11 protein-coding genes are annotated in these 14,491 nt (G+C 51.5%); 8 read left to right on the forward strand and 3 right to left on the reverse strand.

Annotated elements, in window-relative coordinates; translation table 11 throughout:
- Positions 1–24 precede the first annotated feature (24 nt).
- On the reverse strand, positions 25–792 hold the full coding sequence (locus tag ACMAZB_RS05085; RefSeq protein ID WP_435219665.1) for a hypothetical protein: 768 nt from the start codon (positions 790–792) through the stop codon (positions 25–27).
- Between the two features lie 703 nt (positions 793–1,495).
- On the opposite strand from ACMAZB_RS05085, the gene ACMAZB_RS05090 reads away from it, so the two are divergent.
- The 6 genes from ACMAZB_RS05090 to ACMAZB_RS05115 all read left to right on the forward strand — a co-directional run bounded on the left by ACMAZB_RS05090 (position 1,496) and on the right by ACMAZB_RS05115 (position 8,922).
- Positions 1,496–2,542, forward strand: a complete 1,047-nt coding sequence (locus tag ACMAZB_RS05090; RefSeq protein ID WP_435219666.1) for a hypothetical protein — start codon at positions 1,496–1,498, stop codon at positions 2,540–2,542.
- 30 nt (positions 2,543–2,572) lie between these two features.
- A complete protein-coding gene (locus ACMAZB_RS05095; protein ID WP_435219667.1) occupies positions 2,573–3,187 on the forward strand; it encodes a UGSC family (seleno)protein in 615 nt (204 codons plus the stop codon).
- Positions 3,184–4,164, forward strand: a complete 981-nt coding sequence (locus tag ACMAZB_RS05100; RefSeq protein WP_435219668.1) for a 3-oxoacyl-ACP synthase III family protein — start codon at positions 3,184–3,186, stop codon at positions 4,162–4,164. Before ACMAZB_RS05095 ends, ACMAZB_RS05100 begins: the two co-directional genes overlap by 4 nt.
- Before the next feature lie 566 nt (positions 4,165–4,730).
- Complete coding sequence (locus ACMAZB_RS05105) at positions 4,731–5,939, forward strand: acetyl-CoA C-acetyltransferase (protein WP_435215005.1); 1,209 nt, start codon at positions 4,731–4,733, stop codon at positions 5,937–5,939.
- 24 nt (positions 5,940–5,963) lie between these two features.
- Positions 5,964–8,111, forward strand: a complete 2,148-nt coding sequence (locus ACMAZB_RS05110) for a 3-hydroxyacyl-CoA dehydrogenase NAD-binding domain-containing protein (RefSeq protein ID WP_435219669.1) — start codon at positions 5,964–5,966, stop codon at positions 8,109–8,111.
- A 154-nt stretch (positions 8,112–8,265) separates the two neighbouring features.
- Positions 8,266–8,922: an SOS response-associated peptidase gene (locus ACMAZB_RS05115; RefSeq protein WP_435219670.1), complete on the forward strand. Its 657-nt coding sequence runs from the start codon at positions 8,266–8,268 to the stop codon at positions 8,920–8,922.
- A 92-nt stretch (positions 8,923–9,014) separates the two neighbouring features.
- Here the strand turns inward: ACMAZB_RS05115 and ACMAZB_RS05120 are convergent, their stop codons facing one another.
- A complete protein-coding gene (locus ACMAZB_RS05120) occupies positions 9,015–9,956 on the reverse strand; it encodes an MBL fold metallo-hydrolase (protein WP_435219671.1) in 942 nt (313 codons plus the stop codon).
- 442 nt (positions 9,957–10,398) lie between these two features.
- Here ACMAZB_RS05120 and ACMAZB_RS05125 point away from each other — a divergent pair, with 442 nt between their 5' ends.
- Together ACMAZB_RS05125 and ACMAZB_RS05130 are read left to right on the forward strand one after the other, a co-directional pair.
- A complete protein-coding gene (locus ACMAZB_RS05125) occupies positions 10,399–11,898 on the forward strand; it encodes a hypothetical protein (RefSeq protein ID WP_435219672.1) in 1,500 nt (499 codons plus the stop codon).
- A 313-nt stretch (positions 11,899–12,211) separates the two neighbouring features.
- A complete protein-coding gene (locus ACMAZB_RS05130; protein ID WP_435219673.1) occupies positions 12,212–13,180 on the forward strand; it encodes a SphA family protein in 969 nt (322 codons plus the stop codon).
- 94 nt (positions 13,181–13,274) lie between these two features.
- Here ACMAZB_RS05130 and ACMAZB_RS05135 read toward each other — a convergent pair whose 3' ends face one another.
- Positions 13,275–14,465, reverse strand: coding sequence for a tetratricopeptide repeat protein (locus tag ACMAZB_RS05135; RefSeq protein WP_435219674.1), 1,191 nt, complete (start codon positions 14,463–14,465; stop codon positions 13,275–13,277).
- Positions 14,466–14,491 lie beyond the last annotated feature (26 nt).

The following is a 14,491-nucleotide window of genomic DNA, read 5'->3' on the forward strand; positions in this document are numbered from 1 at the left end:
ACACTGAGCACCCCGCGAGGTTTTTTACAGGTTGTTAAAGGTCGACTCATAGACAAAGGAGTTTGAGCCTTCACAACTCACCAACAGATTCATATTGGTCTCCATAGAGGGATTCTCCGCGGCAAAGTCTAGCCAGTTAACTGCCATGTGAGCCCTGGAATCAAAGGAGTACCAATAGTTGACTTGCATAAAGTCGAATTCGGAGCCGCCATCAAATCCCATGTAGGGAAATAAATAGCTGATTGCCCAGCCCTTGAAGCCGCCTTCTTCCATAACTTCTTTATTAGCTGCAGCCTGAGCGTAGACTTGATCGATAGATACACCGTCTTTGAGCGAACAAGGAGAAAATTGAACAGGACGCTTAGCATCTCGGTCTTCCGCTGGAATTGCGACGCGACTTACGAGGCTGTCAATAGTGGCGACAGACCGTTTGCAACTCGATGCAGGTCCTGCGGGTTCGCCTTCTGAGTTTTCTGCCAGCCAATCAGCATACTCATTGGCATAGGAGCCCCACTCTTTATACATCGCCTCGCCATCTGGCCAGGTCCCCCAGAGGATGTAATCGTAGTTGCTGGTATCCCCGCTATGCATTGGCGTCATGATCGCCTGTGCGTACTTGGTGCCTTTGGCCTTCGAAAATTCGCCGTATCGTTGGCTTTGTGTTCTGACGTCATCCATTGTTTTTTCTGGATTCAGCGAACAATAAACGAACTCTGAGCGCATCTGGGCTTCTTGTGCCTGCAACACGGAACTTGCGAAAAGCGTAAGGAGTAGAACTGAAAAATAGCGCATAGTTTTGGCCTTTTTTAGTTGAAGTTATTTTTTTTAGTCATCAAATGTTGCGTGATGCCATCACCTGAATGTAGACACCAACGAGAATTCTGCGAGACATTCTTGTTAAAAAGGAGAACTGGATTCCAACTTAAGGGGAATCAGTGCCTTTTTACAAAGCTTGAATTTTTTACGGAGAAGTCTTGGAAAGCGTCTATCTTGGTCGGAAAAAAGTCGGTTTAGCTAAATAAATTAAGAGTGCTTATTGTTCCTGGCGAGTTCCAAATTCAGGGCGCCACAGGGAGTTGAAATAATCTGCGGCAGTGTTTTTCACAGCCATACGAATTGATATTTAGGGCTTCCTCTTCAATCGCAGCATCGCCCAGAGTAAGCCCTGCATCTTGATGCCGACATCAGTTGTCACACCATCGATGATTCTGAAGCTTGGACGCGAGATTTTCTCGCAGCTCAAAATAAAGTTTGATCAAGTCACTCTTTTGCTCCCGTCCATCTTTGCCAAAAAAAGGGTGAATCGCCAGAGCCAAATCATGAAGTTGGTGTCGGATACCTGCGCGACACATAGGCACCGAATACGGGTACGCGGGTTGTAATAAGGGCCTTCATCCCGTCTTATAGTGCAGGTGTACGATGCTCGCCTAACAAGCCCGCTGCTATTGTCTACACGGGTGCTGTCCCTTTGAGTTTCTAGATAGGCATAGCATGTTTGGAACATTCAATTCGAGTAGATCCTATGACGACCTACGCAACACTCGAAGACATTGAAAACTGTATGGATAATGGCTGGACCGATGGTCTCCCCGTTATTCCACCTTACGGCAGTCTTGTGGGTGCAATGCTCGAGGCTATGGGTTGGCAGGGTTCCGACGCGGTGGGTGAAATCCCAGAGCAGAATATCGTTATTAGGGCGGAAAAAGCCGCGGCTACTGCAGTAATGGCCGGTTGTAAAACCGAATACGGCCCATTGCTGAGAGCACTGACCGAAGGCTTGCTGGACCCCAAACTCAATCTCAGTGGCGTAGAAGTGACTACTGGTGGTGCTGCGGTTTTGGTCATTGTCAGTGGTCCCATAGTTGAGCAGCTAGGTTTTGAACACGAAACCAATGCGCTGGGTGCCAATTGTCGCGCAAATGCCACGGTTGGACGCTTTGCTCAAATGATGCGCTACTTTTGTGGGCGAGGTGGCGGCGTGCTGCAGTCCCACGGCACTATCGGTCACCCAGGACGACTCAGCTTTTGCATCGCAGAGCACCCGAATACAGAGTGGGGGGCTTACCACACGCAGTATGGTTTGCCCGAAACAGCGTCTGCGATCTCGCTGATGTCAACTGAAGGGCCGACCTCTGTGAACAACCATTACGGTGATACAGGCGCTCATATTCTTGACACCATTGGTGATGCCCTATGCCATGCAGGCCAAACCGCATGGTATTACCGCTCCGGTGGTTTCGTGGTTGTTATTCCGCCAGATCACATGGCACTTGTGGCCAAAGACTTCAATCGTGAACAGGCGCTGGAGTACATTTATAAAAACGCCAGACGACAAACCGACGAGCTGGCAGATTTTGGCCGTATCGCCAAGAACCCGATTGAGTTTGCTGAGGTTGAACCCGGGGAATTACGTTCACCGTTGAAAAGCCCCGAGCAATTGACATTTATCGAATGTGGCAGCAACGGCGGCCGTTTTTCAGCCATCATCCCGCGCTGGGTTGGGAGTACCCACGCCGTGTGTAAACAAATAAAGAGCGCCTAAAAGTTTCAGTTGTTAGCAATGGAGAGTGTAATGACAAAATCAACCACTAATGGATCAGGCTACAACCCGCCGGCGAAACAACTCACCAGTTGTGGAGACGTTTCATGCGAATTGCTGGTTGACCCAATACCAAGGCCTACGCCTGAGGCCATCACGGTCAGTCTGAGGCCAAAGGTAGCAAAGGTGACGTTTGTTGATCACCATAAGCCAAACAGCAAGGTGATCATGGGGTACGCGCAGGGTATCTTGCGAGATCGCGGCATTGAGGTCGAAGACCAGATTCTCATTAAGGCTGACGCCAGTACCCGAATGCCAGAAGCTATGCTGCAATCGCTCTCCCAGGAGCGGGGGCTGATCCTCTGCGGTATATCCGACTGAGGCAGTTGTTCGTCGGGCAGTTCGCTTGACTCAATAGCACTTCAGCGACTCGGCGTGGCCGGGTTCGCGGTATTAACGCAACCTTTCGGGGATCAGATTGATCGCTGCATGACCTATCAACCTTCTGATAGACCTTTGCCCGCAATCGTTGTGGATCATCCTACCCAAATGGTGGAAGACGATGTGTTGCATCGTCGCGCAGAGCAGATTGCCGATGCAGTCGAGCGTTTACTTAATGATGAAGAACCGGAGAATCCATCGCTATGAACAACGCTCTATCGGTACTCGGCACTGGCGTATATCTACCTCCCTCACAACCCGTGCGGGATATCGTCGCAGCTGCAGGTCAAGACCCCAGTGGGCATCAGGGCTGGAATAACTGTTGTCACGCCCTGGAAGACGATCACCCAAGCACAATGGGCATCACCGCCTTGCGATCAGCGCTGGAAGACGCCAACGTCGACCCCAGCGAGCTTAAGCTGGTTCTGTTTGCAGGCATGTCTCGTGACTACTTACCGTCGTGGTCGGTAGCCACTGAAATCATAAAAGCGCTGGAAGCCCCGAGTCATTGTATGGGCCTAGATATGACAATAGGGTGTCTGGGCGCACTGTCAGCTCTGGATATGGCGCAGGGCTGGCTGGCAACTCACGGTGGCGGTGTAGCCGCAATTGTTGCTGCTGAGCGCTGGACGTATACGATTGACTACACCTCAATCGAAAACCTTGGCCTCTGGGGACACAGCGACGGTGCTGCAGCTGCCATAGTTAGTCGCGATACAGCGCATGAGTCAAAGGCCTCGTTTTGTGGCGCTGAGTTCGTTTCCCAAAGCGACCTCAATGGCACTGTTCTCATTGAATACGGTGGAACTCGTTTCCCTATCGCTCCCGAAGGTGAAACGCCGTATGGGCGCAAGCTAGTGGGTTTAAGTAGAAATGATTTGCGTCAGCGCTACTCAGACGGCTATTCCGGCAGCTTTCAAGCACTCAAGGCGCGACTCGACTGCAATCCCGAACGGGTAATCATTAACCAGACCTCCAATCTATTTTTGCATTTGATTGCTTCCGTCGTGGAAATTCCCATCGAGAATTTTCTTGTCACGGGCCACGATACTGGGCATGTCGGTTCTGCGGATATTCTGATTGGGTTAGACAGGCTGATACATGATGGCGGTGTTAACGAGCCGTATCTTGTGGCTGGCAGTACGCCCTATGCATTCGGCTCAGGTTTATTGATGCCGGCATAAAATGGACTTCCGGCTGAATCAACAAACTGATGCGAGTCTGGCGCCCGTATCAATGGCAGGCTGTTACTCGAAGCCTTTCAACAGACTGTACTAACACTATTGCTGCGAGAGAGTGGCGGAAGGGGTAGGCGTCGAATTTACCGGACGTGTTGTTCTGCGCCTCATGGCTGCCTTAGGCCCGGTGCCTGTGTCTGGCGAGTTCCAAATTCAGGGCACCACAAAGTGCCTAAAACAATTCAGACAAGGCTTTTTCCCCAGCGATCCCGGTTTGATGTTGGGGGCCTGGTGCTCAATCGGCTCATCGGTAGGGGCCGGTTACCAAAATGTGAGCTTGCTAAGGCGGTAAGTGCGGGGTCACTGCCAAAGCGAAGTTGAGCATTATGAGAGCCTCGGCCATTGTTTTAGGTGAGTATTAGCCGCGTTTTCGAGACGTACGCTGACGGTAATTTGCTTGAATTTGAACTTGGAGTATGTTTTTCTACTCGCCAGTTTTTTTGGTGTGCTGCAAGCATTTACAAATCACAGCAGCCAAACATAAATCCCATGTGTATCCCAACGGAGAAATCATGACTACAACTGCATACATTTATGACGCTGTCCGAACCCCACGCAGTAAAGGCAAAAAAGACGGCACTCTGCACGAAGTAAAACCGGTAGATTTAGGTGGTGGTTTATTGCGCGCCCTGCAGTCTCGACAAGACCTCGATACCTCCTATGTGGACGATGTAGTGATGGGCTGTGTGACCCCCATCGGTGAACAAGGTTCTGACGTTGCCAAAATGATTGTTCAAAATGCTGAGTGGGATGAATCGGTGGCTGGGGTTCAGCTTGATCGGTTTTGCGCTTCAGGTTTAGAAGCCGTCAATATTGCGGCGCAAAAAGTAGCCTCGGGTTGGGAAGATTTAGTGGTTGCCGGCGGAATCGAGTGCATGTCTCGTGTGCCGATGGGCTCCAACGGTGGCGCCATGGGTTCGGATCCGGGCTTTTCTATGAAAACCGGTTTTGTGCCCCAAGGGATTGGCGCAGACACGATTGCGACACTCTCTGGCTGGTCTCGAGAGGACGTGGATGCTTATGCCCTGCAATCTCAGCAGCGCGCAACCCACGCCCGAGACAGCGGCTGGTTTGATGGGTCTGTGATTCCTGTGAAAGATGAATGCGGCATTACTATTTTAGAGCGGGATGACTTCATTAAGCCCCATACAACCATGGAAGGTCTGGGCAAGCTCAAAGCCTCTTTCGAGATGCACGGAGGCTTAGGCTTTGACGACATTATTATGAACAAGTACTCAGAGTTGGATCGGATTAACCACGTTCATACTCCGGGCAACTCCTCGGGTATTGTCGACGGCTCCTCAGCCGTTCTGATTGGCAGTGAGCGTGCGGCGAAAGACTTGGGCCTCAAGCCTCGTGGCAGAATTGTTGCGACAGCAGTACTCGCCACCGATCCCATCATTATGTTGACCGGACCTGGCCCGGCCGCCATCAAATGCCTTAAAAAGGCGGGAATGACAAAAGCAGACATCGACCTTTGGGAAATCAACGAGGCGTTTGCATCGGTCGTGCTGCGCTACATGCAAGATCTGGATTTAGACCCAGAGGTGACGAACGTGAATGGCGGCTCTATCGCTATGGGGCACCCGCTGGGAGCCACAGGTGGCTGCCTTGTGAGCACTATGCTTGATGAACTCGAGCGCCGAGATGCCAAGCGCGCCATGTTGTCGCTGTGTGTGGGCGGCGGTATGGGCATTTCAACCATCATCGAGCGCGTTTAAGCCAAAGATAAGGACATCACTATCATGACTGGATTTAATTACGAAAAAGACGCCGACGGTATCGTCACCATCACTATGGACATGGATGGGCCCGTGAACTCTATGAGTGACGCGTTTCTTCCCCTGCTCAGCGAGACCGCTGACAAGCTCGAGGCGGAAGAGGGCCTGACTGGCGTGGTGCTGACCTCGGCTAAAAAGACCTTCTTTGCCGGTGGCGATCTCAACATGCTCTGCCAAGTGACCGAAGACTCGGCCGAAGAGTTTTTCCATGGCGTTGAGGCTACCAAGGCCACCATGCGGCGAATTGAAAAGCTTCCAGTTCCCGTTGCCGCCGCAATAAACGGCGCGGCCTTGGGCGGTGGTCTCGAGCTGGCGCTTGCCTGTAATCATCGTGTGGCTTGGGACGATAAATCGGTGCAGCTAGGATTCCCCGAGGTGACTTTAGGTTTGCTTCCCGGAGGCGGTGGCGTCGTTAAGGCGATCTACTTAATGGGTTTGATGGCCTCTAACGAGTACATTTTAGAGGGCAAGCGCGTCGCACCCGCCAAGGCTCAGGCTTCAGGGTTGATCGATGCGACCGTTGCTACTCTCGATGAATTGCTGCCAGCGGCGAAAGCCTGGGTAAAGGCCCATAAAGACGATGAGGCTGCGAGTACTCAACCTTGGGATACCAAGGGTTACAAAATACCCGGTGGCGGTGTAAACCATCCGGCCGTGGCTCAAATGCTACCCGCAGCAGCAGCTATGCTGCAGCAAAAAACACGAGGGCTGCTACCCGCACCGGCGAAAATTTTAGATATCGCCGTAGCTGCGCTGCGGGTTGATTTCGAGACCGCTATGCGCATTGAAAGTCGTGGTCTCACTTACTTGGCTTGCACACCTGTTGCCAAGAACATGATCAACACGTTCTTCTTCCAAATGAATCAAATCAGCGGCGGTGCGTCTCGGCCTAAAGACGTTGAACCCCAGAAGACGCGTAAAGTCGGCATTCTCGGTGCGGGCATGATGGGGCAGGGTATCGCCTACGTCTCAGCAATGGCAGGCATTGAAGTTATCCTCAAAGATATCTCTCAGGAAGCTGCAGATAAAGGCAAAGCCTACTCTGAAAAATTATTGGCCAAGCGCGTCAGCAAAGGCCGCATGACTGAGGAGAAAGCTCAGGGCATTCTTGCGCTGATCAAACCAACGGCTGCTAACGAAGACCTGCAAGATTGTGACTTAATCATCGAAGCGGTTTTCGAAAATATTAAGCTCAAGCATAAGATTACCCAAGAGTTAGAAGGCTACCTTGCAGAGGGCGGTGTTTGGGGCTCGAATACGTCAACGCTGCCGATCACTCAGTTGTCTGAAGCGAGTCGGGATGCCAGTAACTTTATCGGTGTGCACTTCTTTTCTCCCGTCGACAAAATGCCCCTGGTTGAAATTATCATGGGAGAAAACACCGGTGATGTCGCATTGGCGAAGGCTTTCGATTACGCGCTGCAAATTCGCAAAACCCCGATTGTGGTCAACGATTCACTGGGCTTCTTCACCTCGCGAACCTTCGGTACCTTTATTGACGAGGGCGTTCGTTTATTGAGTGAAGGGATGCACCCGGTGAAGGTCGATAACTTAGGGAAAGCCATTGGTATGCCCGTTGGGCCCCTCGCGGTTTATGACGAGGTGAGTTTAGAACTGTCCCGTAAGGCTCAGGAGACCTGGGAAGAAATGGGTATCGATACCAGCGCAAGAGATGGGACTGTCGCCCGTGACGTTGTGAATACCATGATTGGCGAGCACGGTCGTGGCGGTCGCCATCACGGCGGTGGTTTTTATGAATACGCTGAAGATGGCACAAAAGCCATTTGGCCTCCGCTGCTCGATATCTATTACAAGTCTGAGGTCAATATCCCGGTTGACGATGCCAAAGATCGTTTGCTGTTTCGTCAGGTGATCGAAGCTTTACGCTGTCTTGAGGAAGGCGTTTTGCGCACGGTCGCCGATGGCAATATTGGATCGATCATGGGTATCGGTGCGCCAGCATGGACAGGAGGGTTGCTCCAGTTCGTGAATACCTACGGGCTGGCACGATTCTCCAGCCGATGCGACGAACTCGCGGCGGTGTACGGAGAGCGGTTTAAAGCGCCAAAAATTGTCGCCGATAAAATAGCCTCAGGCGAGACGTTTAACTGAGCACGACGCCCACCGAGTAAGCGTGGCTTGGCTTCGGTGGGTGAGTCACAACAGATACTGAAAACACGTGGGACGCTGCATCGGTAATGCCGGTACAGGTCCCGGCGTATTCTAGCTCCTAGCCCCCTCGCATGGCGCCCTAACATGGGTGACAATGCGCAATCAGCAGGACCAGCGAAGTTATCTGACAATGTGTGGACGCTACACGCTCAGTGTTACCCAGCGACCCGAGCTTAATGCCCTTGGGTTACAGACGGCTGATCGTTTTAATATCGCGCCAGGTTCCTCAGTGTTAACGCGAGATGAACAGGGCGAGCATCGCATGATGCCTTGGGACTTTTCCCCTCCTTGGGCCAAAAAGCCTATGCACCTGAGTAACGCCCGAAGTGAAACCCTTCGTGAAAAACCCGCTTTTCGTCGAACTCAGCGCTGCGTGCTATTGGCAGACGGTTGGTATGAATGGCAACGTGTGGAGGGGAAAAAGCGGCCTTGGTATCACCACATTGAAGGCGAGCTGCTGTATTTTGCCGGCCTTTACAACGACACCAGCGGTTGCGCCATTGTTACCCGAAGTGCATTGGACACGGTTGCGCCCATTCACCATCGTCAGCCGGTGCTGTTGGAGGCGCGGGGCGTTGAACACTGGCTGCAAGGCCATGATTTGTTTGCCAGTGCGGTGACTCATCGGGTGCAATGCCATGAGGTGAGCACGCGGGTAAATCGTCCCAGCGAAGACGATATTGGGCTGACATTACCGGTTTCTGCAAGTATTCCAGAATCGCCCCCTGGCAATGAAGATCTCTTTCAGTAGCCCAGAATTCAGGGGCGGTGCTACCTCACAACTCAAGAGAGATTTCCAAGCCCATGCATGGCGATCAACAACAGGCTAGAAATGCTTCTCTACTACTGGGTGAGGAATCTGGCCACATTACTCAGCGTTCGCTGCAAAGCATTCATCGGCTGAACCACTAACTCATCGAGCTGCACAGTTTCTTTACCGTCCGTTTTAGCTAGGGCTGTATCCAGTGTCTGCAATACCTCCGGGCTCAAGGGCAGGGGCGCTTCATGGGGCTGATAGACGGTGCCAATTGGGTAGTATTCTCCAGCTTTATCTGTCATTTCAATATGTGCACCCAGCACGGCCGCGAGCTCATGGCTCTGGGCAAAACTGGCAAGCCGGCTGATGCTCTCGCGATAGGCTTTCCAGTCCTTTACATAGATCAGGCCCGGATAAACCGTATCTCCCGTTAACAGCCATCGGGTCTGGCTGTCGTACAGGGTAATACTCTCTTCTTGGTGTCCGGGCGTTTCGATAACAATTACCTCGCGTCCCCCAAGCTCAATGCTGTGGTCACTTCCAGTGCGATCAGCTCTGTTCAAAAATGCTTGGAGGCCGGCCGCATTGGGCGCCACAAGTTCAACGCCCGTCTGACCGGAAAACTGCTCATCACCCCGGCGGTGATCGCCATGACTGTGAGAGTGGAGAACCAGCAACGATCGCTCGCCAATTAGCGACCGCACCGTTGTAAACAGGGGAAAACTCTCAGGGTTATCCGTGGCTCCAGTATCCAACAGCAGGGCGCGGTCATCTCCCAACAGCAGGTACATGAAGGGCGCCTCAAAACTTAGGCATTTGTTCTGTCGTAGCACCCAAGTAGATGTATCTTGTTGAAACACCTGGATCGGCGGGTTAGTGCCCTCACTACAATCGGCACTGCCGTGAATCCATTGCATTTGGCTGACAGCCACAACCGGCTCGGCCCAGACCCGAGCTTGTACCGACAGAATACCAAGCACCGCAAGCAACGGTATTGTGATCTGCGGGTACACCGAAAAAAACCTCATAACGCTACAGCCACATTTGAGTTTGCTGCAAATGAGAGTAGACACTCTTGCTGGTGCTGTCGACTTGGCTTTCTGATCTGGAGAAAATTATCTGCATCGAATTTGTTGACTGTATTAACCGTAGAAAATAAGAAGGTCTTTTTTGAAAGGGCAGTGAGCCGTTGTTTTCTGACCGGTGCCAGATTGTTCAGGAGTCACTTTAGCGCCGCCGGGGCTGGGTTCTGTTTTCAGTGGATACGGCTGCTGATCGTGCTGAAGTTATTGCCAGAGCCTTATAAATATTTGGGGATGCGATTCTCTTAGTTCCATTGCCTGTTGCCCGAGATCTCATATTGTTATGGTAGAAAACCGCGCTGGGCCAACGCTCTTTGTTGGTCCAGCTTAGCGCCATATTGGCAGAAACGGACCAAGTCGCGACGACTGGTTCACCGGAGGTTGCGCGATGAAGATTTTTGCGGTGGTACTGGCAATAGTCCTGGCCGTTTTAGGCGCGGGATGGTTATATCTTGAGTCAGATCCGGCCAGGCCGACGCCTTCTAGCACTGTCGAAGTACCGGCATTTTTAGGTTCGCCAGCGGCGGCGAGACCGGTAGTTGAGAAATCCCAACGTTTTCAGCACCCAGTCCTCGCACCGGCAGGGTTGAACAGTATGCATAACGACGCTGCCCAGAGTGATAGTTATCCCTGGGCAGGTCCTCTAGGTGTGCAGCCGGAAGTCAGTACACGGCAGTTCCATCGCTGGCTTGGCAGTTGTGTCGCCCAGACTTTTAATAGCAAGGGTCAGATGATCGGCACTTGCGTGACACCCTTTGGTGTCATCCTGGTGGCGCGTAATCCAGACACATTGGAGATACTCGCTAGGCAGGTGATTACCCGTTGGCTGCCCATCGGGAAAAAGTTTAGCGGCGGTGTTTACTTCCATTTGGATAGTCAGGACAGGGTGCTGCTGGCCACCAATGATATGGCGATTCAGTTGTGGGAGTTGACGCAGCACCACGGCGATTACCAATGGTCGTTGCAAGAAGGTATCCCAATTGCCAACTTGCTGGATTCTGCTGGCACCGGGCCACATCGAATTATCGACGTGATGCCAGACTGGCAGGGTAACTACTGGTTTATTACTCGGGCAGGTGTTGTTGGCATGGTCACAGCCGACGGCAAAGATGGTGCTGCTGTTTTACTAAATACCCATGGCGCGCAGGAAGGCATCGATAACGCTCTCGCTGTTGGGGAAAAAGGCGTTTTTGTAGTTTCCAGCCATGCTATGTACAGCTTCCAACGTAGCAATGAGGGTCACTTAACCATGCAATGGCGACGGGCATATGATCGCGGCAGCGCAGCCAAAAAGGGCACTATGGGTTTCGGATCAGGCACCACACCCACTTTAGTGGGGAGAGATTACGTAGCGATCACTGATAACGCAGATGGCCAGGTTAATGTCATGGTCTATGACCAAGATGACGGGGCTGTAGTCTGTAAGCATGGGATCTTTCCTGCGGATAAAGGCACGACTGAAAATTCTTTGGCGTCGGTAGGGCGCTCACTTATCGCTGAAAACAATTTCGGTTACTCGGGCCCCAAAAATGTGCCGACATCAGAGCCGGGGCTTGCCCGCGTCGATATTCTTACAGACGGTAGCGGCTGTGAAACCGTATGGGAAAACCTGAAAATAACGTCTCCGTCTGCAGTGCCCAAAGTCTCCGAAGCCAGCGGTTTGATCTATCTTTACACCCGTCACGAGGCCAATCCTGCTGATTTGCACGCCTGGTATTTCACCGCTGTAGATTTCCATACAGGAGAGCCTGTTTATAAGTTACACACTGGTACAGGGTGGCTCTTTAACAACCACTACGGGGCTATTTCAATTGGTCCCGATGGCGCCGCCTATGTGGGTATTATGGGCGGCCTGATAAAGATCAAAGACCGCGACTTTCGTCCGTAGTGACGAAGGTTTAGGCGAGGCACAGGGCAAGAAAATAGACCGTAAAAGCTATATACGTTATCGCTACCTTAAAAAATTGACCGTAATTTTGTGACGGCGTGATGATTTGCAAACGCTCCTTGATCTCATGAGGGAGCGCATTTACCATAACAAACAAAAGTTTAACAATGACTTTGCCTTGCATAAGCAGAGCGTCACATTGAGGTCGCGGTATAAGAGATCAGTCTCGTTTAATCCGGCGTCTCTAAGGGCTCATTCTTTGATTAGGTTTGTTAATGAAGGCGCAAAATCCATTTTGATCAAGGAGTATCCTGTGAAAATTAGTGTGGCGGGCATCATCACCATTGCGCTGATCTGCAACGTATCCATTTCCCAGGCCAGGGAAATGGGCCATTACGCGCCCGGTGTGGTGAGTATTCGGGACCTGGCCGTGCCACCCGTGCCCGGATTTTTTTATGCCCAGTACAACGCGTACTTCTCGGCGGATCGCTATATCGATGGTGACGGTAACAAGCGCCTGAATTTTGAGTCCGAGGGCGGTGAGGTCAAGCTGGATACTGATGTGGATGTGCTGGCTATTGCACCAGTTTTTCTTTGGTCAACCGAAAAAAAAATTCTGGGTGCGAACTACGCCTTTTATGTGGCGCCTAACATTGGTAAAAGCTCCGTGTCAGCGCAGCTGTCGGTTTTGGATCAAGGGGGCAGCGGCGACAATGATGCCATTGGCATTGGCGACACCTTCGTCCAGCCCATTTGGCTGGGATGGCAAGGCGAGCGCTATGATATTGCCTTAGGTGCGGGGGCTTACCTGCCCTCGGGTAAGTACGACGCGGAAGACGGCGACAGCATTGGCCTGGGATTTTGGACCGGCCAACTTCAGACTTCGGCTTACTGGTACCTGGATGAGGCGCGGGCCGCAGCCCTGGAGTTTGCTGTCACCTATGAGTTCCATGGTGAGCAGGAAGATACTGACGTCACGCCCGGGGATCATGTCTCTGTTGAGTACGGCTACAGCCAGTATCTTAGCCAGCGCGTCGAAGTGGGCATTTCCGGTTACAGCCAGTGGCAAGTCGAGAAAGACAAGAGGCCGACGATCACCGATTTGGGCTTGGATCCCAATGCTAAGGGCGAAGTGCATGCCTTCGGTGTGGAGGCGGCTTACTGGTTTACGCCTCAATTCAACGTTTCACTGCGGTACATCAAAGAGTATGAGGGTAGGGCGCGACTGCAGGGCGACTGGGTCGCGTTGAACTTTATCTGGACGCCTGTTCCCGTGTTCTAGCGGGTAAAATGTGGTTTGAGTTTGGAGACTTCATCCTCTCGGGCTAGAGGTTTTAACTTGTCAGTACCTGTTGAACAGTAGCTTTAAAAGGACGTTAAATTTCTGATCGTAAACTGGCAAGTTTGGCTTCATACAGGCTAACGGTACTGCGTTTTTGCGCCTTCTCGATAGCCGCTTCCAATGCCTTTTCAGCACGCTGCAGTTCACCGGTTTCATAAAGAGACTGAGCTATACCCAGTTGGGCTTCATGAAGATAAGGGGCGAGCGACATCGCCTTATTGAAATAGTTGATGGCCTGCTGATATTCACCGCTCTCATAGGCTGATCTTGCAATTTGTATCCAGTGAAAAGGACTTGGGTCGTCAAGAGTCTGAAGTCTCTTCTCTATGCTGACTGCATCCTCGGTTCTGCCCAGGTTAATGAGCAGGTTATGATAGTTTTTTAAGAGGGTGAGTTTTTCTTCAGCGTGTTCAATCCCATAGACATAAAGCTGTTCTGCTTTTTCAGTATCACCTTGTCGACGATTGAGAATGGCGAGCATATTGATCGTGGAAGAACTGCCTAATGAGTACCTGAGTGCTTCCATGCTGTACCAGTAGGCCCGGTTCAGGTCATTTGCCATGAGCGCTTCGACCGCCACGTTATCGTAGTACATGGTCAGGTAATCATTTTCGTCAAGATTGGCGATAAAGCGTTGCCGATTGGTGGGGAAGTAGTCGATCTTGATGCCTGGTCTGGAGAGGAGTAGCAAATTTTCTTCTGTACTATAGTTTTTATTGTAGAGAATGGTTCGGATGTGAACGCCTTTCAATATTGTACGGTCGTTGATCTCGTAGAGGGGTATGTCATCCATTAACTCGTAATCAATTTCTATGCCTGCGATTTGTGCTAGTGCGGACGTCAGTATGGCCAGCGTCATGCAGTTTCCACCGTTGAGAGAAAGTGCATCAGAGGCACTCAGTGTAACGCCCTCATATTGGTAGCCTTCTACCTTGTCTTGAAGATATTCAAATAAAGCTTCGTTCTTTTCGGTATTGGCGAATCGTGGCTTATTGAGATAGGCGAGAAAATCGGCCTGTTGTTTTTCCGTAAGCCGATGAATATCTTCCGGGGTCTGTATGCTGGGACGCTGGCCAAAATTATCCCCACTGTAAATCGTGGATAGGCCTAGCGCCTGCTGAACGGGTGATGCTTCAGGAATGGTTGTGCAACTCTGAATCAACAGCGCGAAAACACCGAGCAGGCCTGATTGATATTTGTTAACGGTGCGCATAATGAAATTCACCCGTAAATTCTCCAATTCAAAGCTAC

It is taken from the genome of Luminiphilus sp. nBUS_07 (genome assembly GCF_051201685.1).
Lineage (GTDB): Bacteria > Pseudomonadota > Gammaproteobacteria > Pseudomonadales > Halieaceae > Luminiphilus.